Below are 25537 nucleotides of genomic sequence, written 5' to 3' on the forward strand. Positions count from 1 at the left end.
CATGAAGCCCGATCTTCTGCAAACCTACCCGCTTCAGCCACAGATAGAAGCCGAGCTGCAAAAGCGCTTCCGGGTCCACCGCTGGCACGAAATATCCGACAAACAGGCGTTTCTGCAGGCGGAGGCGGCTTCGATAAAGGCTGTCGTCACCGGCGGCCATATCGGCCTTGCCCATGATCTCGCCGCCTGCCTGCCCGCTCTCGAAATCGTCGCCATCAACGGCGTCGGTTTCGACAAGGTCGATCTCGATCAGGCCCGCGCGCGTGGCTTCAGGGTCACGAACACACCGGACGTGCTGACCGAGGATGTCGCCGATCTCGCCATCGGCCTCTCCATCATGTTGCTGCGCCAGCTCGTCAGCGCAGATCACCATGTCCGCTCGGGGGAGTGGAAAAAAGCCGAGATGCCGCTTGGCAACAAGGCCTCGCGGCGGCGTTACGGGATTTACGGGCTTGGCCGCATAGGCCGCGCCATCGCGGCGCGGCTGGAAGCCTTCGACGCGGAGATTTCCTATTTCAGCCGGCGGAAACAGGACGTGGCCTATGGCTATCATTCAACGGCTGTGTCGCTCGCAAGCGCCTGCGATGTCCTGATCGTCGCGGCGGCGGCGACGCCGGAGACCAGACACGCGATCAACCGCGAGGTGCTGGCGGCGCTGGGGCCGGACGGCGTGCTCGTCAATGTCGCCAGAGGATCGCTGGTGGATGAAAAGGCGCTGGTCGATATTCTGATGGCAGGCGGGCTGAAGGGTGCGGCGCTCGATGTTTTCGAGAACGAGCCGCATGTTCCCGAGGCGCTGGTCGGCATGCGCAATGTCGTTCTTGCTCCGCATATTGGCGCTGCGACCCATGAGACGCGGCTTCAGATGGGCGCTCTGGTTCTCGCCAATCTGGACGCGCATTTCGCAGGACAGGACCTGCCGACGGCGGTGGTCTAGAATGTACCGGTGGCCGGCATGGGGGATGCATGCCCCGCCGGCTGGGTTGCCGCATCGCTGAAAGTGGCGCAATCACCATCCATACAAGTTGCTTATTACTCCAAAAAAAATCGGTCTTAGGCAAGCGATGAAAGCTTCACTAATGTTTGCTCAACGATAGGGGACAAACATGCCATTCTCAGACTACAAGACCGCACTCGTAACCGGCGCATCTTCCGGAATTGGCGCCGCCGTCGTGGAGCGCCTTTGCCGCGAAGGGCTGGAAGTGCATGCGGTTGCCAGAAGCGCGGACGCTCTCAACAAGCTGGCGAAGCGCACGGGCTGCTTCGCCCATGCCATCGATGTGACGGACCGGCCGGCGCTTGCAAAGCTCACCAGTGAGGTAGCGTTCGATGTCCTCGTGAACAATGCCGGCGTCGACCGCCCGAAGAAGTTTCTGGAAGCGGATGAGAGCGATATCGATCTCCTGATCGATGTGAACCTGCGCGCCGTGCTGCATCTGTGCCGCATGGTGGTGCCGGGCATGGTGGCGCGAGATCGCGGCCATGTCATCAACATCTCCTCCATTGCCGGCAATTACAATTTCGGCGGCAATTCCACCTATCACGCCAGCAAGGCCGGCGTGGCGATGCTGTCCAACCAGCTGCGTATCGATGCTTTCGGTAAACGCGTGCGGGTGACGGAAATCTGCCCCGGCCGCGTCGCAACCGACATTTTCAACCATGTGCACGGCGACGATCCGAGCATTCGCGAACGTTTCATCGATGGTTTCGAACTGCCGCAGGCTTCCGATATCGCCGATGCGATTGCGTTTGCCATCGCCGCACCCGTGGCCATGAATATCGGTCACATGGAAATTACCCCGACGCTTCAGGTCATGGGCGGGCTGCAGACGGCCAAGCCCCAAACGGTTGAAAATCGGCCGGCTGAAAAGGTCGCGGCGGGCGGAGCCGGAGGAAAAGTCGCGTGAGCGGTTTTGACCTCGGCGCAATCTTGAACAATTCGGACTACGTCTCGATGCTTCTGCATGGCATCCAGATGACGTTCATCATCTATGCCGGCTCGTGGCTGCTCGCCATGTCGCTCGCCATCGTGCTTCTCGCCATCCGCCTCTCGCCTTTCCGCTTCGGCGATCCGCTGGTGGCGGCCTATGTGTCCTATCACCGCAATGTGCCGACGCTGGTGCAGCTGATGCTCTGGTATTTCGGCGTCTTCACGCTGCTGCCGAGCGGGCTGGCCAGCTGGCTTTCCAGCCACAATGCGGAAGCGATCTTCGCCATTATCGGCCTCGGTCTCTGTCAGGCCGCCTATTTCAGCGAGGATCTGCGTTCGGGCGTTCGCTCCATCAATCCCGGCCAGATGGAGGCGGCGCGTGCACTCGGGCATAGCTATGTCTCGGCCATGCGGTTCGTCATTATGCCGCAGGGCGTTCGCAACGCGTTGCCGCCGCTCATCAACCACAGCACCTCGCTGTTCAAGAACAGCAGTCTCGGCGTTCTGATTGGCGCACCGGAACTGACCCATGCGGTCAAGGAAGTCGAAAATCTGAGTTTCCGGACGTTTGAGGTCTATCTGGTCGCCACCGTGCTTTATCTGTTCTTCTCGCTGCTGATCATGGGTCTCGGAGCCTATATCTCCATGCGTGCCGATCCTTTGAGGAGGGCACGCGCATGATCCACGACATGATCGCAATCATCCAGGATTACTGGTTGCTGCTCCTGATCGGCCAATATCCTAACGGCCCGCTCGGCGGCCTTGCCAACACGCTCATCCTGTCGGCGCTCAGCATTGCGCTCGCCTTTCCCGTCAGCATCCTGATGGCGCTGGCGCGGCTGTCGAAATGGCGGGCCCTGCGCTGGCCGGTGACCGCGGTGGTCTATTTCACCCGTGGCGTGCCGCTGCTGATGCTCATCCTCTGGAGCTATTTTCTCGTTCCACTCTGGACCGGCGCCGATGTGCCGAGCTTCGTCACCATGCTCACCACGCTCGTCATCTATCAGGGCGCTTTCATGAGTGAAGTCGTCCGCGCCGGCATCGTATCGTTGGGCACGGGACAGATGGATGCGGCACGCGCGCTCGGCCACGGTTATTTCGGTGCAATGCGTTATGTCATCCTGCCGCAGGCGCTCTACAACATGATCCCGAGCCTGATCTCGACTTTCGTATCCACCATCAAGGATACGACGCTCGGTTACGTCATCAATGTGCCGGACCTGACCTTTGCGGCAAACCAGGTGAACAACCAGCTTCTGACCCAGCCCTTCCAGGTCTTCCTCATTCTGGCGCTGGTTTATTACATCATCTGCTGGTCGCTCACCCATGTCGCCAATCTTCTCGAGCGGCGTATCGCCCGCCGCCGGGCCGGCCCGCGCGGCAAGCTTGCCGCAGACACGGCACCGGCCCCCGCCAATATCGCTACGGAGCAGCTATGACCGCGCCAGTTTCCGCCACTCAGGACTACACCATCACGCTTTCGCAGGTCTGCAAAAGCTATGGCGACTATCAGGTGCTCAAGGATGTCAACGAAAACGTCACCCGTGGCGAGGTCGTGGTCATCTGCGGGCCGTCGGGCTCCGGCAAGTCCACCCTCATCCGCACGATCAACCGTCTGGAAGAGATCAGCAGCGGTTCGATCATGCTGGATGGCAGGAACATCCATGCCCAGATGCGCGCAAAGGAGCTGAACGCGCTGCGCAGCCGTGTGGGCTTCGTCTTCCAGAGCTTCAACCTCTTCCCGCATCTTTCGGTGGTGGAGAATGTCTCCATGTCGCCGATCCGGGTGAAGGGCGTTTCTCCGGCCGTCGCCCATGATAAGGCGCTGAAGCTTCTCGATCGCGTCGGCCTTGCCGATAAGGCCGGTTCCTATCCCGCCCAGCTTTCCGGCGGTCAGCAGCAGCGCGTCGCCATCGCGCGGGCGCTCGCCATGGAACCGCCGGTCATGCTGTTCGACGAGCCGACCTCAGCGCTCGATCCGGAAATGGTCGGCGAAGTGCTCGCGGTCATGAAGAGCCTCGCCGCCGAAGGCATGACCATGCTCTGCGTCACCCATGAAATGGGCTTTGCCCGGGAAGTGGCCGACCGCATCTGGTTCATCGATGCCGGGCGCATTCTCGAAACCGCAAAACCGGACGAGTTTTTCAAAAATCCGCAACATCCGCGTGCCCAGCGGTTTCTTGCCGATCTGAGACACTAGACCCAACCTCTATAATAACGGGAGAACTGAAATGAACTGGAAGTGCATTACTCTTACCGCCATATTGGCAACCTCGGCTGCGGTCATTCCGGCCAAGGCCGACCAGCTCGACACGATCATTGCCAACAAGACGCTGCGTTGCGCGACATTCGCCGATGTGCCGCCTTTCGCCTCGCCGGACCCGAAGACCCGCGAAATGGCCGGCTTCGACGTCGATCTGTGCGGCGCCATCGCCAAGGAACTCGGCGTCAAGGCGGAGGTCAAGCCGGTGTCGGTCGAAGCGCGCGTTCCCGAAGTCAAGCTCGGCCGCGTCGACCTCTCGGTCGCCAACCTCGCTTACACCCAGAGCCGCGCCGAACAGATCCAGTTCAGCGATCCATATTACCTGGCTAAGGAAATGCTGATCGTTCCGGTTGACGACCCCGGCACCAAAAAGTCCGACTTCGTCGGCCAGCGCATCGCGTCCAGCAAGGGCTCGACATCGGAACTTTCCGTCAAGCTCAACAAGTCCGAGCCGCTGACGTTCCAGGATACGGCATCCGCCTATCTCGCCGTCCAGCAGGGCAAGGCGCGCGGCATTGTCGGCAACACCATGACGATGACCAAGTTCGTCAATGAATCCAAGACCAAGGGCAAGCAGATGCGCATGATCGAAGAGCCGATGCTCTTCCAGCCCATCGGCATCGGCATGGCCAAGGACAACCCGGCGCTGACCGCGAAGATCAACGAAATCCTGCGCAAGCTCGATGCGGATGGCGAAATCAACCGCATCTGGGACAAGTGGCTTGGCCCGAACACCGAATACAAGATGACACGCACCGACAAGGTCGTGCCTCTGTCCGAACTGAAGTTCGACCCGATCCCCTGAGCTTCGGCTCAGCCTCGGCAATTTCCAACTCTTCAACACTATCGGTCGGCGAGACGCTCTCGCCGACAGCTTCAACGTGGGAGGTTTTCATGATCCACATTAAAGATATCGCGCAGCGTCCGGCCAAGGCGGATGTCGACGCCCTTGCCAAATTCTCTCCCGCCACGATCCATGAGGCACAGGGACGCCGCGGCGCATTGTCTTCGCGGCTGAAGCCGGTCGATTATCGCATGAAGCTTTGCGGCCCGGCCTTCACGGTCAAATGCGCGCCGCGTGACAACATCATGCTGCAGCTGGCCATCAACTATGCCAAGCCGGGTGACATCATCGTCGTTTCCGCCGGCGAATATGAAGAAGCAGGCTCCTTCGGCGACGTGCTCGCCAATGCCTGCCTTGCAAAAGGCATCGGCGGCCTGGTAACGGATACCGGCGTGCGCGACACGCTGCAGCTGCGGGACCTCGGCTTTCCGGTCTTCTCGCTCAGCGTTTGCATCAAGGGCACGGTCAAGGAGACCATTGCTGCGGTCAACGATCAGGTGATCGTCGGCGGCGAGATCATCAATCCGGGCGATATCATCGTCGGCGACGCCGACGGTCTCGTCGTCGTCAGGCGCGAGGAAGCGCAGGAAGCGGCCAAGCTTTCGCAGGCCCGCGAAGACGCCGAGGCCGGATACATCGAAGCCTACAAGCAGGGCAAGTCGGTGATCGAGGTCAGCAAGCTCGAGCCGGTTCTGAAAGCCAAGGGCCTCGTGGTCGATATCTGAGAAAATCTAGGGAAAGGGCGTGGCGGCAATTGCCGCCACGCCGAACCCTCATGGGAGGAGAGACTATGAAAGCGGTTGTCATCCACGCGGCGAAGGATCTGCGGATCGAGGAACGGGAGACCGAGCAGCCCGGCCCGGGGCAGGTTGATGTCGCCATCGAAGCGGGTGGCATCTGCGGCTCCGATCTGCATTATTACAATCATGGCGGCTTCGGCACCGTGCGCGTGCGGGAGCCGATGATCCTCGGCCATGAGGTGGCCGGCACCATCAAGGCTTTGGGAGAGGGTGTCTCCGGCCTCGCCGTTGGCGACCGCGTTGCCGTATCGCCGAGCCGGCCCTGCAACCATTGCGAATTCTGCCTGAAGGGCCAGCAGAACCAGTGCCTGAACATGCGTTTTTATGGCTCCGCCATGCCCATGCCGCATATTCAGGGCGCGTTTCGTCAGCGTCTCGTCGCCGAGGCCTATCAGTGCCACAAGGTGCGGGATGGCATCTCCATTCATGAAGCTGCCATGGCCGAACCCTTCGCGGTAACGCTGCATGGCGTCAACCGCGCCGGTGCCTTGACCGACAAACGCGTTCTGGTCACCGGCTGTGGGCCGATCGGCGCGCTTGCCATCATCGCCGCCCGCGCCCATGGCGCCCGGGAAATCGTCGCAACCGATGTCATGGATGCGGTTCTGCAAAAGGCGCTCGCCATCGGAGCCGACCGTGTCATCAACGTCGCCAGCGAGGCCGATGCGCTCTCTGCCTATTCGGCAAACAAGGGTTATTTCGATGTGCAATTCGAGGCGTCCGGAAATGAAAGAGCCGTCCGTTCGGGTCTCGAAGCACTGAAACCGCGTTCCACCGTGGTTCAGCTCGGTCTTGGCGGCGATGTGTCCATTCCGCAGAATATGGTGGTTGCCAAGGAAATCGAGATGAAGGGCACCTTCCGGTTCCATGAGGAATTCGGACTTGCCGTCGATTTCATCAACCAGCGCCGTGTCGACCTGAAGCCCCTGCTGACTGGAACCTTTCCGCTAGAAGAGGCAGTTGCGGCATTCGAAGCCGCCGGCGACCGAAGCAGGTCGATGAAGGTTCAACTCGCCTTTTAACGGGTGCCGATATCTGATTTCGAAACGGCCGCAGGAAGATTCCGATTGCGGCCGTTTATATGTGGTTGAAAGATCATTCGGGCCTTGGCCGGACAAAGCGCTGTTCCAGAACCTCGCTTCCCCACTGGCTGCCCGGATGTTCCTCGACGCATGCGAAACCATGGGCTTCATAAAGGTGCCGTGCGGCCAAGAGGCCGTTGAATGTCCAGAGATGGGTTTCGGCAAAGCCTTTTTGATCGACGAATGCCAGTGCGGTTTCCAGCAGCCTGCGTCCGACACCGCTACCGCGCACCCCGTCATCAACGATGAACCAGCGCAGATGCGCAATATCCGCTCCGAGATCTTCGCCATCGATAGCGACGGAGCCGATGATCTCCTGTCCGCGCATTGCGACCCAGATCGCATTCTTCGGGCTTTCGAGCCGATTGCAAAAAGCGGCGAGGCCTTCGGCGACAACGGATTCGAAGCGTTGGCCGAAGCCGGATGTCCGGGCGTAGTAGAGCGCATGCATCTGTGTGATCCGGGCAATGATGCCCGGCCTGTATCCCTCCAGGATCTCTATGGAGGGAGTAACGGCATCGGTCCTGTCTCCCAGCGCATCGGCGTAAAGACGGAGCCCCTGGAGGATCGTGTCGGCATCCGCCGACGTAAGCTGCGTCAGGGCACCGGAAACCTGCCGGTTCGCGAAGCCATGAATGGCGCCCACCTGTTCTTGTCCCTGACCCGTCAGACGCAGCCGCTTGATGCGGCTGTCCCCTTCATCCGTTTCTTCACGAACATCGCCTGAGAGGACGAGCTTGCGCAGCATGCGGCTGACGCTCGATTTTTCAAGCCGCAGAAGTTTTCCCAGATCCCGCGCCGTGATGTCGGGGCGCGCCTCGATCTCGATCAGGGCATGCACGGCGGAGGGCGGCAGATCGGTGCCGGCAAAGTCTCCCCCCATGAAGCCGAGTTCGCGGACGAGTCGGCGGGAGGTGGAACGGATGTCGTTTATGGGGAAGGGTTGTTGGGGCACGTTCAATCCATTATGGTTGCATCATGCAACCATAATCATATTCCGCTTGACTTGCCAAGATTGCTCCCGACGTAAAGGGCTGGCTTTCTCAGCAAAAGCGGGCAATCTGCTCTTCCGGTCGCCGACAATGGCGGCTAAACCGATATTATCGGCAAGATGGATATTCGCTGAGATCGCGCGGCGGGACTTTACCTGCGCCGTTTGCGGCAGTTGATTATCCGGCTATGGAGCAGGCATGCCCGACACGCCCCGATTTTTCCGTTACGCGGTTTTAGCGGCCATGTTTCCCGTGGCCGTCCTCGGCCTGGTGGCAACCCCGAACGAATATCGCGCCATCGGCGTCGAGGCCGTCGATTGCGATGGCCCCATATCCGTTCTGATTGCCGCCGTGCCGGCGCTTGCGGCCTATGCAATTATCGGCTGGATGTTTCTCTCTGGAGCCAAGCGCCATCGCTCGTTGATTTCAGCCTGTTTTTGCGGGCTCGTTTGCCTGGCGCTCGTCTGGAACATCGGCATGGCGCTTCAGGAGCAGCGGCGAAACGCGGCTGAAATGGCATGCGGTTTCAGTAGTCGGTTGTGACCGCGCTCCGCCCCAGCTCTTCCCTAACGCCCGCCTGTTCAACGGAACCGAAGGTTCCGGCGTGTGAGCTGATCGACGGAGGTGCAGCCCATCAGCTTCATGCCGCGCTCGATTTCGATGCGCATCAGTTCGAGCGCCCGTTCCACGCCCGGTTGCCCGGCAGCAGCCAGGGGGAAAAGGTAATAGCGGCCGAGCCCCACAGCTTTTGCGCCGAGAGACAGTGCTTTCAGAACATGGGTGCCGCGCTGCACGCCGCCATCCATCATCACATCGATCCGGTCGCCAACCGCATCGACGATCTCGGCCAGTTGATCGAAGGCGCTGCGGGAGCCATCCAGCTGACGCCCGCCGTGATTGGAAAGCACGATGCCGCTGCAGCCGATCTCCACGGCGCGTCTGGCGTCATCCACCGACATGATGCCTTTTAGGCAGAACGGCCCGCCCCATTCGCGCACCATCTGCGCCACGTCGTCCCAGTTCATCGAAGGGTCGAGCATGTCGGTGAAATAGCGGCTGATGGAAAGAGCGCCGCCGTCCATTTTAATGTGGTCGTCGAGCTGCGGTAGGCTGAAGCGCTCATGCGTCAGGTAATTGATGCCCCAGGCCGGCTTGATGGCAAATTGCGCGATGCCGGCAAGATTGAGCTTGAACGGAATGGCAAAGCCGGTGCGCTTGTCGCGCTCGCGGTTGCCGCCGGTAATACTGTCCACCGTCAGCATCATCGTCTCGACACCGGCGCTCTTGGCGCGCGCCATCATATCGCGGTTGAGGCCACGGTCCTTGTGGAAATAGAACTGATAGACCTGCGGGCCGCCGCTGATCCGGCGCGCTTCTTCAAGGCTCGTGGTGCCGAGCGAGGAGACGCCGAACATCGTACCGTATTTCCCCGCCGCTGCCGCAACCGCCCGTTCCCCCTGATGGTGGAAGAGGCGTTGCAGCGCCGTCGGCGAACAATAGACCGGCATGGACAGCTTCTGCCCCATGACGGTGACCGACATATCCACATCTGCCACGCCCCGCAGCACATCGGGAACGAGATCGCATTTTTCGAAGGCGGCCGTGTTTCGCCGATACGTCACCTCGTCATCGGCGGCGCCGTCTATATAATTGAAGATCGGTCCGGGCAGACGCTGTTTGGCCATGCGGCGAAAATCGTGGAAATTATAGCAGTCTTTGAGTTGCATCTTTTACTCGACCGGTCCGGTTTGAAAGCTTTCAAAAGAGTGTCGGAAACCTATACCGGAGATTTAGAGCGGGCAATCAGGCCACGGACGATTTCCGCAGGCTCGAAGCGATGGATGCCGTGAGGTTGGAACGGCAGGAGATGTTCCGCACCGAGAAGCTTCGCTGAAAGCCAGAGAACCGACATCCACATTTCCGTGCCCTGCAACCCGGCCGGATGCCCCTCGGCGAAGGCAAAACCCCTGTTTCTTTGCCAGCGTCCCTCATTTCGGCGCAGAATTTCGCGGGCGATTTCCTTCGCCTCGTCCTGCCGGTGATCCGTCTGTTTCAGGCACAGAAGAAGCGGATGGATCGTATCGAGCAGGTTGCAGGCATTAAAATCCTCGCCATGGAAACCGCCATAGGCACGATAGTTGGCGATAACGGAGTCAATTGCTGCTTCCGGATAGGGAAGGGGCAGGCCGAACTGTGCGTAAGAGCCGCGGGTAAGCCGGTAAAAGCCGTTGACCGGTTGCAGCAGGCCCTGCGCGGCAGTCGGCTCACCCCAAAGCCCGGTGGTTTTACCCACATTCATCGCCAGCCAGCCGAAGAGAACGGTGAGATTGTCGCCGGATGTGAAATAGCGCCTGTTGAAATAAAGCGCGGTGGCGATGGCGTCTATGGTGGCGCCGCAATGCCATGCACGGCTTTGCCACGGCAATTCTTCCAGCAGGAGGATGAGTTCGTCGGCGCGCAGACGCTCCACGAAAGCGATCGGCTGTTTTGGCGCAGCACCGAAACATTCAAGCGCATATCCGACAGCCAGAATATTATAGAGGACGGCAGGGTCCTTCTCGGGAGGCGTCGAGGTGCGGTGGTGACGGTTAAGAAACAGCCCCGTTTCCTGGGCCTGCAAGTCCTGAAGACTGGCCACGGTTTTTCCGGCATCGAAAGCGATCTTTTCCTGTCCGAAGGCTGCTGCGATCTCGATGGCATCGCACAGGTGCCTGACGCTTTCGACCTCACGTCCGGATGCATCGGCGGAACGATAGATGCCATCCTCGCCATAGGAGCGGATGGCGGCAAGCCAGTCGTCGGCAATCTCCTTACCGAGTTCTTGCAGCAGGTCATCGGGCTCCATCAGCTTCGGCGCGGCCGCTTTTTCTCCGCGATATCGCAGAACCCGGGCGGGAACGCCACCTGCAATGGCCATGGCGGGAATGTCCTTCGCCACCACCGCGCCTGCGGCGATAATTGCGCCGCTCCCTATCTTCACGCCATCAAGCACAACCGCATTGGCGCCGATCCAGACGTCGTCGCCGATCTCTATCCCGCGCGAGGTCAGCGGCTGGCGATAGATCGGAGTTTCAATGTCGTCGAAGCCATGGTTGAAGCCAACGATGCTGACATGTGAGGCGATGCGCACGCCGTTGCCGATTGTCACCTTACCGGAAAGACAGGCATAGGGGTTGATCGAGACATTTTCGCCGAGTTCGATATCGCCGCGCACGATTGCGTAACCGGCGATCCACGACTGCGCACCCATAAGGAGTCTATCCGCATGTACCTCGGCCCTGGCGGCAATGTAGACGCCCTGCCCGAAAACGGCGTTTCCAGAGCGCTCGAGGCCACGCAGCCGCGCCTGATGGTCGGGGCTGTCGATATCCTCCCCTCTCCGCTCCCAGGTCAGGATGTTCAGCCGATCCGGTCTCTGGGAAACACCCGGTGTGTCGTCGGTCATCTCCGTCAGCCTGCGCGGTTTTCATCGAGAGCATAGGCGGAAACGCGCCGCCCCTCCCGCTTGAACATCTCTTCCAACCTCGGGAGATCGGGACTTTCGGGGAGGACAGCCAATGCGGCCTCTGCTTCTTTGCCGGTTGGCAGTGCCATGGCCGCCGTCACGAGCAGCGTTTCGCCGGAGGCGATGGCGCCGCGCAATTGCGGAACAAGCGTTCTGGCGTGAATGAGGTTGGTATTGGCGATTGCCTGATGGCACACGCCTTCGCGCCTTATGTCAGCCGAAAGATCGGCGATGAGGCTGATGTCAGTCTGTCCGTAACAGACAGCGCGACCTTCACTCGCCTCGGTGCGGTCGCGGTTGAAATCGGCGCGTTCTATGGCGAATCCGCCTTCCGACGTTTGCAGCGGGCGCGGGCTGCGGATGCGGTGCAACCTTATGTGCCAGGGGTTTTGCGGCACGAGCCAGGTCTCGATCTCGACATCCGCCCATGGCCGCCAGCGGGAATAGAGGCAATCCCTGGCGATCAACGCCTCTTCCATCGTCTCGCGGGTGCGGAAGTGCACGCCGTCGTCGGAAAGGCCGAGCATGCCATCGAAACTCGCGGCGGCGAAATGCCGGTCATCCGCCTCGACATTGAAGGCATAACGGGTGGAATAGACGAATTTCGAATATTTTTCCTGCGCGCCGCGCATCCTGTCGTGCTGCTGACCGGAGGACAGGACGACGATATTGCCTGGCGTATGAAAGGCCACCATACCGGGCTCCGCCAAGGGAACCGGTTGGGTAAAGTCCTGCGGTTCGGCCTCCTCCGCAGTCCAGAACGGGTGATCGGCGGGCAGCGCCAGCGGCAGGAAAAATTTGAGCGCCCAATAGGGCGAGCAGGGAGAATTGTAGCTCTCGCTCATCAGAAGGTTTGGATAGGCGTATCCGACCGACAGGACGCCGTCGCGGTCCGCGATAGGCCGCTTCGACCACCAGCGGATATGGCGCATGTAATAGCCCTTGATCTCCGGCCACGGCAGCGCTTCCAGACCGGAAAAGGAAAGAGCGCCCCAGAAACCGCCAGCCGCAAAACGGTAGGTCTGGCTGCGCCCGAAGGCGAGCGACGCCCCGTCAGGCCCGAACCAGTGGCGTATGTCACGCGCGAAAATGCGGGAGCGTTCGAGCAAGCGTGTCTTTCGCGTGTCATCACCTTTTGCCAGCACCGTATAGATCAGGCCGTAAAAATGCATGGCGAAGGGAATATAATGGTCGACCCGGCGCACCGGCCCGTCGCGATACCAGCCGTTGCCGATATCGAAAGCCTCGAGTTCATCGAGATAGGTTTGGGTCTTGGTCCGGTCGAATTCCACGCCGACCCGCTCCAGCCCAAGATCGATCAGAACGCGGAAGAATTTCCAGTTATTGTCGACGAATTCCCGCTCGCGGGCGGCCAGAAGATAGGCGGCGACAGCCTGCCTGTCCGTTTCGGCAAGCGGCTCCCAGATATGTTCGGGAACCATGGCGAGCGCAAATCCTATCGCCGCCAGTTCGACCAGCCGCTGGTGCCGATCAGCCGTATCGCCCCAATATTCGGAGTGGGCGGGGTTGGCGCCATTGGCCAGTCCACGCCTGTAGAGATCCCAATGGGGAAAGTCATAACCGCCGGCGGCAAGCGGAACGATGCCCCATAATGGCCGGGCAAAACCCTCCAGTTCCGCCGCAGGAAAATCGAAAATCGCCCCCGTTGCTCCGAGTCGGACGCGCGCGCCGCCCGGTGAAAAACAGGCAAGCAGCGGGTTGAAGAGATCGATCACCGCCTTTGCGAGATCGTCCCTGCCGAGAAGCGGATTGTGAAAGAGCGGATTGGCTGTGGCGGTGTCGTGAGGCACGGGTACAAATGTCCGGAATTCATGATCTAAGGAAAGGGCCGCAGGCTCATCGCCCGCGGCCCTGTGGCAATTATTTGATGGCCTTGACGCCGTCATTCATGTCCTTGATGCCGTCATCGATGGAAATATTGTCGGTCATCAGTGCGTCATGCACGCGGTTCAGAACGACTTCGATCTTGGCCGCATTCGGGTTGACCGCCATTTCCAGATAGGCCTTGCCCGCCTGCAGCGCGTCCTTGCTGTTCTGGTCCTGCGGGAAGCCCGGCAGCGCCGCGATCTTCTCGGCCACATCATCGGTTCTGAGCGCAGGGAAAGTGCCGGTGGAGGCGATGATCGCCGCACCCTCAGGCCCGGTGACGAAGTGGATGAAGTCCAGCGCCGCTTCCTTGTGGCCGGAATTGGCATTGACCGACAATCCGGCAATCTGCGCGGCCGTCGCGCCGGCCGCCACCCCATCCGGATGGGGGAATTTCACGATACCCCAATTGACGCTTTTCGACTCGCCGGATTTCACCTTGGCGATCTGGGTGCCGACAAACCATGTGCCCATGGGCAACATGCCGATCGTTCCGTTGAAGAACAGAGCGGAATAATGGGTGTTCGAGGTTTTCAGCGAGGCGTAGGACGGTATCGCGCCGCTCTTCTGCAGGGCAAGCGCACGCTCATACCAGGGTTTCAGGAATTCATAATTGCCGTCCACCAGCGTGTGCTTGCCATCCTGAATACCGGGCAGCTGCACCGTCGAACGCCAGGTGTGCAGCAGTGCGCCATAGGTGCGGTTGGCACCCATGCCGCCCTTCAGCTTGCCGGCGATTTCATCGAACTGCGCCCAGCTCATGTCGTTGGTGGGGTAAGGCACGCCGGCCTTGTCGAAAATATCCTTGTTGTAATAGACCACCCAGAAATCCGAGCGGAACGGCAGGGCGTAAATCTTGCCGTCGATGGTCAGCTCCTCGATCAGGCCGCCATAGGGGGCCGTCTCGATCTTCTGGTCCTTGATGAAGCCGCTGAGATCGGTGATGTTGCCGGCGCGCACCAGATTGGCGTAGCCGGGCACATCCTTGATGGTGACGACATCGATATCCTTGGAGCCACCCGTGAGCTGCGTGGATATCATCTGCGTATAATCCTGCGAGCCGAGATCCACCACCTCGAACGTCACATTCGGATGCTTCTGCTTGTAGGCCTCCATCAAGGGCTTGAAATAAGCGCCCTTGTCCAGATCCCACAGCGCCCATTTCAGCGTGACGGGCGCATCGCCCGCAGCGAACGCCGTTCCTCCCATGCCCATGGCAATGCCGAGACCGGCGGTTGCGAGAGCGAATGCACGTCTGGTTGTCTTAAACTCCATAGCCCGTTTCTCCTTCCCTGACTGATGTCGTTTTGATTTCGGTCTGTTTTAGGCGCCGCTCCCCGCCGGTTCGGGCATCCGCGCGCGTGTTTTTGCGGCGGCGTTTCTCGCTGCGAAACAGAGGGCGAACATGCCGAGCGAAAAATTGATGGTGGCCGGCATGAACACCGACACCGGATAAAATAGGATATGCGCGAGCCAGAGCGCTGCGACGAAGCCGAGCGCCGCAAGCATCGGCAATGGCCTGGTGAGCGCCAGAAACGCCGCCTGCCGCAGGGTTTCCGAAAGCGGCAGGTCCCGCTTGGCTAGAACAACGCTGGCATAGGCGCTGAGGAGGATGAGAAACAGCGTGACCGCCAGGCTGATCGCAAAAGGCAGGCTATAGGCGAGCTGAAGCCGCGCGGCCCCGGCATAGCTGACAGTCGCGTAAACACCGGCGCTCACCAGCAGCGCGCTTAAAACCACAAGCGCGGTGCCGCGCAGGGCGAATTTCTGCAAGGCCTCGAGAAAGTCGCGCAGCAGATAGGTATTCTCGTCATTTGCGAAGGAAATAGAGACACGGGCCATGGCCAGCATCGCCGCCGGCATCGTCACCACCGGCAGGCTGACGATGATGAAGAGGAGGTTGAGCTTCACCATCTCCCACCATTCGCGCTTGATGATATCGAGGAACAGGGCAAGGCCGGTCAGCGGCGGGGCGTTCTTGTCGATCCCGGCCCCTTCCTTTGTCCATAACCCTTCCAGCCATTGCATCGCGTTTCTCCCCGTCGCCTCAATAAAGGATCGATCGCTCGGTGGCGGGATCGAAAAGCTGCGCATTCGTCAGATCGGCCACCAGTTCGACGGGATCGCCGATCTTCGCCCTGAAACGCGGTGAGACGCGCGCAACAAGGTTTCTGCCGCCGGAGACGAGGTTGAGATGCACTTCCGATCCCATCGGTTCCGCCAGTTCCACCGTCGCCCGGAAGGGTGCGACATTGGCGGCATCGATATCCGCCGGGGCGAATTCGTGGAAGTTTTCCGGACGGATACCGAGAACGATGTCCTTTCCTTCATGGGGGAGCAGGCTTGCGGTATCGATGCCTGCCGGCAGAGGCAGCGGATTGCCGTCGAACAGGGCGGTGAAGCGGTCACCGTCGCGGCGCAGCGTGACTGGCAGCATGTTCATCTGCGGCGCGCCGATGAAACCCGCAACGAACATGTTGATCGGCCGGTCGTAAAGATTTTGCGGCGTATCCACCTGCTGGATATGGCCGTCCTTCATCACCACGATGCGGTCCGCCATGGTCATGGCTTCCACCTGATCGTGGGTGACGTAAATGAAGGTGGCGTCCAGCCGCTTGTGCAGCTTGGAGATTTCCGAACGCATGGTGCCGCGCAGCTTGGCGTCGAGATTGGAAAGCGGCTCATCGAGCAGGAACACTTCCGGATTGCGCACCATGGCGCGGCCGAGCGCAACACGCTGGCGCTGGCCGCCGGAGAGCGCTTTCGGCTTGCGGTTCAAAAGATGGGTGATGTCGAGAATTTTCGCCGCATCCTTGACCTTGGTGTCGATGAGATCGCGCGGCGCCTTTCTGAGTTCCAGACCGAAGGCCATGTTTTTGTAGACCGTCATATGCGGATAAAGCGCATAGTTCTGGAACACCATGGCGATGTCGCGATCCTTGGAGGGCACATCGTTCATCACGTCCTCGCCGATGCGCAATTCGCCGCCGGAAATTTCCTCCAGCCCGGCGATCATCCTGAGCGTCGTGGATTTGCCGCATCCGGAAGGGCCGACCAGAATGATGAATTCCTTGTCGGCAATATCCAGATCGATATCGTGAACCACCTTGAGCGCGCCGAAGGTCTTGTTGAGTTTTTTCAGGGAAATGCTAGCCATCTGTTCCTCGCGCTCACCAATAGGAAGACCAGTTGCGCGAAAGCCGGATCAGCGCTTCCAGATAATAATAATCGCCCCAGGAGACGCACTCATCGACGCCTTCGCCCCGGCAGGTATTATGGGGCGTCTTCTTGGAATAGGTGCCGTGCAGAAGCTGCCCGTTGGAGATCGCGGGATCGCGAACCGAATAGATATCGGCGAGGCTTTTCACCATGCGGCTTGCCAGATCGCGATATTCCGCCGCCTTTTCCGGCGTCTCCAGCTCCGCCATTTCCAGAAGGCCGCAGGCGACGATGGCCGCTGCCGAGCTGTCGCGCGGTTCGCCATCGCCATCCGCAAAAATCAGATCCCAATAGGGTACGAGATCGTCGGGCAGGCGTTTGAGATAGAAGGCGAGAAGCCGCTCGAAGGTGTCGCGATAGGCGGGCAGGCGCTCATATCGATAGGAAATGGCCATGCCGGCAATGCCCCAGGCCTGTCCGCGGGCCCAGTAGCTCTCATCGCTGTAACCCTGTTTTGTGACGCCGCGCACCGGCGCGCCGGTCTCCGGGTCCATGTAAAATGTATGATAGGTGGAAGCGTCCGGCCGGACGGAATGGGCAAGCGTGGTGCGGGCATGGGCAAGCGCCACGGTGCGGTAGTCTTCCCGGCCCGTTTCGCGGCTCGCCCAATAGAGCAGCGGCAGGTTCAAAAGGCAGTCGATGATATAGCGATATTCGTTGGGATTATCCCTGCGGCCCCAGGCCTGGATGAATTGCCCGACTGGCTGGAACCGCTCCATCAACTGGTCCGCCGCCATCAGCGCCGCGCGTCTTCCATCCTCATCGCCCACCAGTTTCCATGCGGCGATGCAGGAGGGCGAGTAGAGAAAGCCCATATCGTGATGATCGGTCTCGATGCGGTTTTCGATACGGTGCAGGAAACTCTGCACCTGAATTTGCGCCGCATGCTGAAAGGTCCTGTCGCCGGTGTGTTCGAAGGCGAGCCATATCTGGCCTGGCCAGAAACCGGCGGTCCATTGGTCGTTGGCGACTGCCGGGTAAAAGTTCTTCACGCTCGAATGGTTCTGCGCCGCATAGGTAAATTGCGGCAGGTTGCGCCTGACCTGCGCGACGGCCACGGCCAGCGCCGCGGCGATTTCGGCGTCTGTGATCGCGGTTGGGAGAGACGTGGTCAAATCGAGCATGAAATCAACCCTTGAGGCCGGTGGAGGCGACGCCTTCGACGAAGAAGCGCTGCAACGCCAGGAAAACGACGAGAACCGGGATAAGCGCCACGACCGAGGCGGCCATGATCAATCCGTATTCCGCCGAATATTGCGAAATGAACATGCGCAGGCCGATCTGGATGGTCTTCAGCTCGGTCTTGGTGAGATAGATCATCGGGCCCATGAAGTCGTTCCAGGTCGTGACGAAGGTGAAGATCGTCAAGGTGGAGAGCGCCGGTTTGGAAAGCGGCAGCATGATCTTCGCCCAGATCTGGTATTCGTTCATACCGTCGATGCGTGCCGCCTCGCAGAGCTCGTTCGGGATCGACATGTAAAACTGCCGCATCAGGAAAACGCCGAAGGCGGTGAAAGCCTGCAGGAAAATCAGGGCGAGATGGGTGTTGTTGAGCCCGAATTCGCGCATCAGCAGGAATTGCGGCACCATATAGACCTGCCAGGGCATGGCGATGGTGGCGATATAGCCGAGAAACAGCGTGTTCTTGTAGGGAAAATGCAGCTTGGCGAAGGCGTAGGCCGCAAAGCTTGAGGTCAGCAATTGCAGCAATGTGACGATGATCGTCAGCTTCGACGTGTTGTAGATGAATAGCGCCAGCGGGATTTTCGTCCAGATTTCCACGTAGTTTTCCCAGCGCGGCTGCGAGGGGATCCATTCGATCGGGAACGCGAAGACATCGCGGCTGAGTTTCAGCGACGCCGACAGCATCCATGCGAAAGGCAACAGCATGACGATGGTGACGACGATCACCGTCAGATAAATACCGATCGTGGCGGCGGGGATTTTGCGGCCCATGATGCGCATGGATCAATCCTCCCGCTGCCGTTTGAACTGGACGATGGTGACCATCAGGACGAGGAAGAAAAGGACGAGCGCGATCATGCTGGAATAGCCGAGATCCCAGGAGATGAAGGCCTCATTGTAGATGTGATAGACGAGAACCAGCGTCGAAGTGCCGGGACCGCCCTGCGTGATCATATAGACCTGATCGAAAACCTTGAAGGACTGGATCGTCAGCATGACGGTCACGAAAAAGGTCGTCGGCGCAAGCTGCGGCAGGGTGACGTGGATGAATTTCTGCCAGGCATTGGCGCCATCCAGCCCCGCGGCTTCATAAAGCTCCGAATTGATGCCCTGCAGCCCGGCGAGATAGATGACCATGTAATAACCCATGCTCTTCCACACGCCGAAGAGAATGACCGTGACCATGGCCCAGTGCCGGTCCGCCGCCCATCCCGGCATGTCGGCGGGATCGAGGCCGAGCGTATAGAGCAGCATGTTGACCGGACCCATCTCCGGATTGAAAATCATGTTCCAGACGACGGCCACGGCGACCAGCGATGCGACATAGGGAAAGAACATGGCCGTGCGGAAGAAATTGCGGCCGCGGATTTTCTGGTTGAGCAGGATCGCAAGGCCGAGTGCGCAGGCGAGCGTGGCCGGCACCGACGCGACGGTGTAGATGACCGTGTTCCAGAAGGCCGCGATGAAGGCCCTATCCTCGAAAAGCCGCCAGAAATTATCGAGACCGGCAAAACGCATGGCATTGGAGCCGTCCCAATGCATGAAGGCCAGCGCAAAGGCAAAGAGGATCGGTCCGAGCGTGAAAATCGCAAAGCCGAGAAAATTGGGCGCAATGAAGGAATAGGCGACGAGCGCATTTTCTATTCTGCGCCGCCGTTTGGAGACGATGCGGAGTTTTTTCCTGCGATACGGAGTCGCCTGCTTGTCGGACATGGTCGCGGTTGCGATTGCCACAGCATATCTCCCATTGCCGCCGTTTCACTGTTTCATCGGTGCCGGCTGCCTGCATTTTCCATTGCGGTCCGGGTCTTCGCCCTGCCGCCTCCCGCGCTCTGGATAACACAATATCGATATTGGTCAAACAACTTTGCATAAAGTCAGACAAATTTTCTGGTTTTTCAAAAATACGTATGATAGGAGGCCCATATCGGATTGCGGAACGCGCGGGAGGTTTGAGGGCGTGTTTGTCGAAATGATGCGGCTTCTGCCAGAACGGTTCGCCGATTTCGGCGCGGAACTGACGGCGCAGAAAATACGGTCTTCAGCACCGGGCGCGGTTTCCCGTAGTCTCATCGAGGCGGCGGAACAGACGCTTGACGAGCCTTGGTCCACAATTCTGGCGGGCGACTACCGGGAATATAGCCGCACCGGCAATCGCGATCGTTTCGAGGCGCTTTATTTTTCCCGACGACTGAAGCTGAACGCGCTGGTTCTTGGAGAATGCGCCGAGGGGCAGGGTCGCTTTCTCGATGCCATCATCGATGGTCTTTGGCTGATATGCGAGGAGAGCGGCTGGCAATTGCCCGCCCATAATTCCCATATTCGCGGCGGCCCACGAGATCCTCTGCCCGATCCGCGAGACCCGGTGATCGACCTGTTCGCTGCCGAAACGGGTGCCAATCTCGCTTTGTGCCTGCATTTGCTGGCACCGGAACTGGAAAGGGCAAATGTAAACCTCGTTTCCCGCGTCCGCGCCGAGATCGACCGGCGCATTACAAAGCCCTATCTCGCCCGGCATTTCTGGTGGATGGGGAATGGCGACGAGCGGATGAACAACTGGACGGCCTGGATCACCCAGAACGTCCTTCTCTCGACCCTGCTATTGCCCACCGACCAGTCGACGAGGCGTACGGTCGTGGAAAAGGCGCTCAAGAGTCTCGATGCGTTTCAGAAGGATTATGCGGAAGACGGCGCCTGCGAAGAGGGCGTTCTTTATTATGGCCATGCGGCACTTTGCCTGTTCGGGGCGATGAGCATTCTCGAAGCCTCAGCGCCCGGCTTCATGGCGCCGCTCTTTCATGCGTCGAAGCTGCGCAGCATGGCCGAATTCATTTTCAACATGCACGTGGCGGAAGACCGGTTCTTCAACTTCGCCGATGCGCCGGCGAAGGTCGATACATCCGGCGTGCGGGAATATCTTTTCGGCAAGGCCGTTTCTTCGCCACGGCTTCAGGCTTTCGCTGCCGCCTGCTGGAACCGCTCACCGGACCGGCTGATGTGCAGGGAATGGAATCTCTGGTATCGGGTCCAGGCGGTTCTTACCATCCCGGGATTGTCCTCGCTTATTCCTGCGGAACCGGCAAAGACCGACATCGCCTATCCCGGCATCGGTCTGGCGATTGCCCGCGATGGGGTTTTCGATCTTGCCGTGAAGGCGGGCAATAATGGCGAGAGCCACAACCACAACGATGTCGGCAGTTTCACGCTTTATAAGAACGGCCGGCCGTTCATCATCGATGTCGGGGTGGAAACCTACACCGCAAAAACCTTCTCGCCGCAGCGCTACGACATCTGGACGATGCAATCGGCCTTTCACAATCTGCCGACTTTCGGCGGCGTCATGCAGGCCGCCGGGGCAGAGTTTACGGCGAGAGATTTTATGACAGAATTCTCTGAAGAGCAGGCGGAAGTCTCTTTCGATATAGCCGGAGCCTATCCCGCCGTGGCTGGCGTTGAATATTATCGTCGCTGCGTCCGATTGCTGCGTGGCAGCCATGTGGAAGTCCTTGACGACTATCAGGGCGGGCAGGAGGCGGTTCTGTCGCTGATGGCTGCCGAGAAGCCCGTCGTCACGCCGGGCGGCCTGATCTTTGCGGGGCTGGGAGAGATAGCCTGCGAAGGTGCAGGAGAACCCGCCATCGAAGCCATAACAATCGACGATGCCCGCCTTCGCCAGTCTTGGCCACCGGTGATCTATCGCATTCTCATCCCCATCGCAGCCCAGCGTCTGTGCCTGACGATCAGTTAAGGAAGTGCCGATGAAGCTTATACTCAAGGTCGTCAATGCGGTGGGTGATGTTCTGGCGAAAGCCGGAGCGGAGGACGAAGCTTTGCTCGTCTATCGCGCGGAATATTGCGAGGGCGACAGGCTTGTCGTTGAGGTTTCGCAGCCCGGTCATATCTGGCTTGCGCTCGACGCCGGCATGCCGCCGACGCTGGTTTTCCTGCACGGAAACGAATTCATCCTGCCCATTCCTTCCGCGGCGAAACGCAAATCCTATCCGCCGCAGGCTTTCAGCGGTAACCTTCACCGGATCGCCGCGCGCCGCACACTTGCCGGTGAAATCGGAGTTCGCAGGAATCTGGCCCTCAACCCGTTTGACGATCATGAAAACACCTCGCTGTTTCCGCACGTTTATGCGAGCACGGAAACGCGCGGGGAGGCGGCTTTCGCAGCCCGCAATGTCATCGATGGTGAAAAGGCGAGCGCGGGCCACGGCTTCTGGCCCTATACAAGCTGGGGCATCAACCGCGATCCCGAAGCTTCGCTGACCCTCGTATTCGGCCGCGCAGTCCTCATCGACCAGCTGACTTTTTACCTGCGGGCGGACTTTCCCCATGATGCCTGGTGGGAAAAAGCGAGCGTCACTTTTTCCGACGGCGAAAGCGCAAGCTTTTCCCTGCAAAAAACCGGAGCTGCCCAGAGTTTCCCGGTCGCACCGCGCCAGGTGGAATGGATTCGTCTGCATGATCTAAAAAAAGCCGACGATCCTTCGCCTTTTCCCGCGCTGACGCAGATCGAGGTCTGGGGAGCGGATCTGCGGGAAGCGCCGTAGCTCCTGATCGCCCCTTTCGGGCACAGAGCTACGACCCGGTTTTACTGAAAACCCTTTAGCTGTGCGCGATGCCGCGCAGATCGCGCATCATGTCGCGGTAGCGGTGCTGGCTGCCGCGCAGATGCGCCTGCATCGCCAGCTTCGCGGCCTGTTCGTTCCGGTCCGATATGGCGATGACGATGGCTTCATGTTCCTTGTGGATCAATCGCCGGTAAGCTGTCTGGTCGTTCTCGCCGGTTTCGGAAACCACGCGCGATTGTGGAATCACGGCCTGACCGTGCAGCTCGAGGAACTGGGTGAAAAGCGGATTGTTGGTGGCGGCCGCAATGGCCAGATGCAGCGCCAGATCCGCCTCGCGAATGGAGCGGTTCTCCTCGATACATTGCAGAAGCCGGGCGTGACAGTCGAAAATCGCTTCCTCCTGCGATGGCGAACGACGAAGGGCGGCGAGCCCCGCCGCTTCGATTTCGAGCGGCGTTCTGATTTCCAGCACCTCCAGATCGGAAGAGAGCCGGGCGCGGTCGATACCGGGTGTGGGCGACGCGTCCTTTTCACGCTTCAGCACGAAAATGCCCGCCCCCTGACGCACCTCCACCAGCCCGTCGCAGCGTAGCGCCGTCACCGCCTCGCGCACCACGGTGCGGCTGACGCCATGGGTTTCCGTCATCTCGATTTCGCTGGGCAGGCGGTCACCGGGTCCATATTGCCCGGAGGCAATCGCATTTCTCAGGCTGAGGCTAACTCTGCTGACCAGAGAACCGGAGGATTTGCTGCGCTGTTTTTGCTGTTCAGGCACGTCGGTCACCATGCATTGAAATCGAGGCAGGCGTGAAGCCTGTCAAATATGTATGATGAATTTCAATAAAACTCAATGATCATACCAATTTTACCCACTTTCATGCAAATGTTTCATATCTTGCAAGATTGGCGTTGAGCACCTCCATGATGGCGTCTCGTGCCGGATCGCGCGCATTCTTCAACCAGGCGACCGAAAGCGGCAATTTGCTGATCATGGTTCCGGGTTCGACCGTCAGGGGAATGAAGCAGACGCCGCTGACTGCCAGCCGCGAGGTCCATTGGGGAACGATCGCGATGCCTATTTCCGCCGCCACCAGATTGACGATGGTCTGTTTCTCATCCGCCAGCTGGGCGATACGCGCCTGAAGCCCCGCTTCGGTGAAAAGCTTGATCGTCAGATCATGGCTGTGCGGCCTCGACCGGCGTTCCGGGACAATCAGCGGTTCGTCCGCAAGTTCCCTGATGCACAGGCTTTCCCGTTTCGCCAGCCGATGATTGACGGAGACGGCGACAACCGCCGTTTCGTGAAACAGCCTCTGCGTCTTGATATGGCGGTCGATGATATCAGGCGGACGGATGAAGGCTAGGTCTATCCTGCCGGAAAGCAGGCGCGGAATGAGGCGTATCGTCTTGTCCTCGATCAGCTGGGTGGCGATTGAGGGATGGAGAACGCGCAGATCGTGCAGCAGCATGGGCAGAAGCCCGGCGGCAGCGCTGTCGATGGCTCCGATCCGGACGACTTTTTCACCCTCGCCGCCGGAGGCGCGAAAGCGCGCCACCAGTGCATCGGCCTTTTCCACGAGCTGCCGCGCTTCCGGCAAAAGCATCGCGCCATCCGTGGTCAAGCCAACATTGCGCGTGGTTCGCAGGACGAGCTTGGTGCCGAGCGCGTCCTCAAGCAGCCTGATGTGCCGGCCGAGAGAGGCCGGCAACATATCTAGCTTTTGTGCGGCCCGTCCGAAATGCAATTCTTCCGCAACGCAGACGAAGCATCGCAACTGGCCGAGTTCCATGGCGTTCTCCTTATTATATCAAAAAATTATATAATTTTCTGTCGATTGAGGTCAACGGCGTCCAGGAGGAAAAGGGTTGATCAGCGCAGGAGGTGCGCTCATCGATTTCAAACTGGGAGGAAAATGCCGTGGCCAGCGAGCTGGAAACGCGCGTCTTGCGCAAAATTACATTCCGCATCGTACCCTTCATCATGCTGCTCTACTTCATCGCGTTCCTGGACCGCGTGAACATCGGTTTTGCGGCCTTGACCATGAATCAGGATCTTGGTTTCTCATCCACCGTGTTCGGCATCGGCGCCGGCATTTTTTTCCTCGGCTATTTTCTGTTCGAGGTTCCCTCCAACCTGATCCTGAACAAGGTCGGCGCCCGTATCTGGATCGCGCGGGTAATGATCACCTGGGGGTTCATTTCGGGGGGCATGGCCTTCGTCCAGGGCATTCCGAGCTTCTATACGCTGCGGTTCCTGCTCGGAATTGCCGAAGCCGGCTTTTTCCCCGGCATCATTCTGTATCTGAGCTTCTGGTTTCCTGCCCGCCGCCGCGCCGCCGTGACCGCGATCTTCATGGCGGCCGCGCCGCTATCGACGGTGCTCGGTTCGCCGATTTCCGGTGCGCTGATGGAAATGCACGGGTTGCTGGGTCTTGCCGGCTGGCAGTGGATGTTCCTGATCGAAGCCGCACCCGCCGTCATTCTCGGCGTTGTCGTCCTGTTTTATCTGACGGACCGCCCGGAAAAAGCCAATTGGCTGACGACGGAGGAGCGGGACTGGCTCGTCAAGACCATGAACGAGGAACAGGCATCGAAGGCCGCCAAGTCGAGCTATAGCATCTGGGCAGGTCTTGCGGACATGCGTGTCCTTGCGCTTTCGCTCGTCTATTTCGGCACGTCCGCCGGGCTTTATACGCTTGGCATCTGGGCGCCTCAGATCATCAAGCAATTCGGCCTTTCGTCACTTCAGGTCGGCTTCATCAATGCCATTCCCGCCATTTTCGCCGTAGTGGCGATGGTTCTCTGGGCACGCCATTCCGACAGGACAGGCGAACGCACATGGCATGTCGTCGGTGCATGCCTGTTGGCGGCGGTGGGTCTTGCTTTTGCAACCGGCGCCGCCTCGGTCTTTGCCGTCCTCATCGCGCTGACGCTGGTCAATATCGGCATCAGCTGCTCGAAGCCGCCTCTCTGGAGCATGCCCACGCTGTTCCTGTCCGGGCCGGCTGCGGCCGCCGGCATCGCCACCATCAATTCCATCGGTAATCTCGGCGGTTTCGTCGGCCCCTCCGTCATCGGCTGGGTCAAGGACCAGACCGGAGGTTTCAGCGGCGGCCTCTATTTCGTCGCCGGCCTTCTGCTTCTGTCGGCCGTTCTTACCCTCATCCTGTCGAAGACAAGCCAAAAAAGCGCCGAAGCCGCCAATGCGGCAAGCCAGCGCCCTTAACCAGCAATATCGTAACGGAGACCAGAC

General features: G+C 59.7%; 24 protein-coding genes. 12 read left to right on the forward strand and 12 right to left on the reverse strand.

The features are described from left to right. Position 1: 1 nt before the first annotated feature. The 8 genes from ACQZ60_RS12840 (at position 2) to ACQZ60_RS12875 (ending at position 6859) form a co-directional block, all read left to right on the forward strand. Positions 2-937 (forward strand): 2-hydroxyacid dehydrogenase, encoded by a 936-nt coding sequence (locus ACQZ60_RS12840; RefSeq protein ID WP_448735389.1) that lies wholly within the window; start codon positions 2-4, stop codon positions 935-937. 169 nt (positions 938-1106) lie between these two features. Next, on the forward strand, positions 1107-1907 hold the full coding sequence (locus tag ACQZ60_RS12845; RefSeq protein ID WP_059757916.1) for an SDR family oxidoreductase: 801 nt from the start codon (positions 1107-1109) through the stop codon (positions 1905-1907). Next, positions 1904-2611: an amino acid ABC transporter permease gene (locus ACQZ60_RS12850; RefSeq protein ID WP_448735390.1), complete on the forward strand. Its 708-nt coding sequence runs from the start codon at positions 1904-1906 to the stop codon at positions 2609-2611. The genes ACQZ60_RS12845 and ACQZ60_RS12850 overlap by 4 nt, the downstream gene beginning before the upstream one ends. Continuing rightward, complete coding sequence (locus ACQZ60_RS12855; protein WP_035225052.1) at positions 2608-3369, forward strand: amino acid ABC transporter permease; 762 nt, start codon at positions 2608-2610, stop codon at positions 3367-3369. Before ACQZ60_RS12850 ends, ACQZ60_RS12855 begins: the two co-directional genes overlap by 4 nt. Then, on the forward strand, positions 3366-4130 hold the full coding sequence (locus tag ACQZ60_RS12860) for an amino acid ABC transporter ATP-binding protein (RefSeq protein ID WP_035264886.1): 765 nt from the start codon (positions 3366-3368) through the stop codon (positions 4128-4130). The genes ACQZ60_RS12855 and ACQZ60_RS12860 overlap by 4 nt, the downstream gene beginning before the upstream one ends. A 31-nt stretch (positions 4131-4161) precedes the next feature. Then, entirely contained in the window at positions 4162-4998 is an 837-nt protein-coding gene (locus ACQZ60_RS12865; RefSeq protein ID WP_035264884.1) for an ABC transporter substrate-binding protein, read from the forward strand. A gap of 89 nt (positions 4999-5087) precedes the next feature. Continuing rightward, on the forward strand, positions 5088-5762 hold the full coding sequence (locus ACQZ60_RS12870; RefSeq protein ID WP_003519667.1) for a 4-carboxy-4-hydroxy-2-oxoadipate aldolase/oxaloacetate decarboxylase: 675 nt from the start codon (positions 5088-5090) through the stop codon (positions 5760-5762). Positions 5763-5827: 65 nt separating this feature from the next. After that, positions 5828-6859, forward strand: a complete 1032-nt coding sequence (locus tag ACQZ60_RS12875; RefSeq protein ID WP_035264882.1) for an L-idonate 5-dehydrogenase — start codon at positions 5828-5830, stop codon at positions 6857-6859. A 73-nt stretch (positions 6860-6932) separates the two neighbouring features. Here the strand turns inward: ACQZ60_RS12875 and ACQZ60_RS12880 are convergent, their stop codons facing one another. Then, entirely contained in the window at positions 6933-7874 is a 942-nt protein-coding gene (locus tag ACQZ60_RS12880) for a bifunctional helix-turn-helix transcriptional regulator/GNAT family N-acetyltransferase (RefSeq protein WP_448735391.1), read from the reverse strand. Between the two features lie 235 nt (positions 7875-8109). Here ACQZ60_RS12880 and ACQZ60_RS12885 point away from each other — a divergent pair, with 235 nt between their 5' ends. Further along, positions 8110-8454 (forward strand): hypothetical protein, encoded by a 345-nt coding sequence (locus ACQZ60_RS12885; protein ID WP_059757900.1) that lies wholly within the window; start codon positions 8110-8112, stop codon positions 8452-8454. 38 nt (positions 8455-8492) lie between these two features. On the opposite strand, the gene ACQZ60_RS12890 is transcribed toward ACQZ60_RS12885, so the two are convergent. From ACQZ60_RS12890 to ACQZ60_RS12930, 9 genes are all read right to left on the reverse strand, one after another. After that, a complete protein-coding gene (locus ACQZ60_RS12890; protein ID WP_448735392.1) occupies positions 8493-9638 on the reverse strand; it encodes an alpha-hydroxy acid oxidase in 1146 nt (381 codons plus the stop codon). A 50-nt stretch (positions 9639-9688) separates the two neighbouring features. After that, positions 9689-11356: an acyltransferase gene (locus ACQZ60_RS12895; protein WP_448735393.1), complete on the reverse strand. Its 1668-nt coding sequence runs from the start codon at positions 11354-11356 to the stop codon at positions 9689-9691. Positions 11357-11361: 5 nt separating this feature from the next. Further along, positions 11362-13227 carry a DUF2264 domain-containing protein gene (locus ACQZ60_RS12900; RefSeq protein ID WP_448735394.1) on the reverse strand — a complete coding sequence of 622 codons (1866 nt, stop codon included), beginning with the start codon at positions 13225-13227 and terminating at the stop codon, positions 11362-11364. Positions 13228-13297: 70 nt separating this feature from the next. After that, positions 13298-14578, reverse strand: a complete 1281-nt coding sequence (locus ACQZ60_RS12905) for an ABC transporter substrate-binding protein (protein WP_003519651.1) — start codon at positions 14576-14578, stop codon at positions 13298-13300. 48 nt (positions 14579-14626) lie between these two features. Further along, positions 14627-15331, reverse strand: coding sequence for a DUF624 domain-containing protein (locus ACQZ60_RS12910; RefSeq protein WP_448732405.1), 705 nt, complete (start codon positions 15329-15331; stop codon positions 14627-14629). Between the two features lie 19 nt (positions 15332-15350). After that, on the reverse strand, positions 15351-16460 hold the full coding sequence (locus tag ACQZ60_RS12915) for an ABC transporter ATP-binding protein (RefSeq protein ID WP_425645862.1): 1110 nt from the start codon (positions 16458-16460) through the stop codon (positions 15351-15353). Positions 16461-16473: 13 nt separating this feature from the next. Next, a complete protein-coding gene (locus tag ACQZ60_RS12920; RefSeq protein ID WP_448735395.1) occupies positions 16474-17646 on the reverse strand; it encodes a glycoside hydrolase family 88 protein in 1173 nt (390 codons plus the stop codon). Positions 17647-17650: 4 nt separating this feature from the next. After that, the gene (locus ACQZ60_RS12925) at positions 17651-18487 is read right to left on the reverse strand and encodes a carbohydrate ABC transporter permease (RefSeq protein WP_080854175.1); all 837 of its coding nucleotides are present in this window, start codon (positions 18485-18487) and stop codon (positions 17651-17653) included. A gap of 3 nt (positions 18488-18490) precedes the next feature. After that, positions 18491-19420 carry a carbohydrate ABC transporter permease gene (locus ACQZ60_RS12930; protein WP_416172225.1) on the reverse strand — a complete coding sequence of 310 codons (930 nt, stop codon included), beginning with the start codon at positions 19418-19420 and terminating at the stop codon, positions 18491-18493. A gap of 247 nt (positions 19421-19667) precedes the next feature. Here ACQZ60_RS12930 and ACQZ60_RS12935 point away from each other — a divergent pair, with 247 nt between their 5' ends. Together ACQZ60_RS12935 and ACQZ60_RS12940 are read left to right on the forward strand one after the other, a co-directional pair. After that, a complete protein-coding gene (locus tag ACQZ60_RS12935) occupies positions 19668-21455 on the forward strand; it encodes a heparinase II/III domain-containing protein (protein WP_448735396.1) in 1788 nt (595 codons plus the stop codon). Between the two features lie 10 nt (positions 21456-21465). Beyond that, positions 21466-22263, forward strand: a complete 798-nt coding sequence (locus tag ACQZ60_RS12940; protein WP_059757881.1) for a hypothetical protein — start codon at positions 21466-21468, stop codon at positions 22261-22263. A 55-nt stretch (positions 22264-22318) separates the two neighbouring features. Here ACQZ60_RS12940 and ACQZ60_RS12945 read toward each other — a convergent pair whose 3' ends face one another. Together ACQZ60_RS12945 and ACQZ60_RS12950 are read right to left on the reverse strand one after the other, a co-directional pair. Beyond that, positions 22319-23071, reverse strand: a complete 753-nt coding sequence (locus tag ACQZ60_RS12945) for a FadR/GntR family transcriptional regulator (protein WP_020808597.1) — start codon at positions 23069-23071, stop codon at positions 22319-22321. A gap of 88 nt (positions 23072-23159) precedes the next feature. Beyond that, positions 23160-24074 carry a LysR family transcriptional regulator gene (locus ACQZ60_RS12950; protein WP_020808596.1) on the reverse strand — a complete coding sequence of 305 codons (915 nt, stop codon included), beginning with the start codon at positions 24072-24074 and terminating at the stop codon, positions 23160-23162. A gap of 128 nt (positions 24075-24202) precedes the next feature. Between ACQZ60_RS12950 and ACQZ60_RS12955 the strand changes: the two genes are divergently transcribed. Further along, on the forward strand, positions 24203-25510 hold the full coding sequence (locus tag ACQZ60_RS12955; protein ID WP_031233358.1) for an MFS transporter: 1308 nt from the start codon (positions 24203-24205) through the stop codon (positions 25508-25510). Positions 25511-25537 lie beyond the last annotated feature (27 nt).

The sequence above is a fragment of the Agrobacterium sp. 22-223-1 genome, assembly GCF_053522385.1.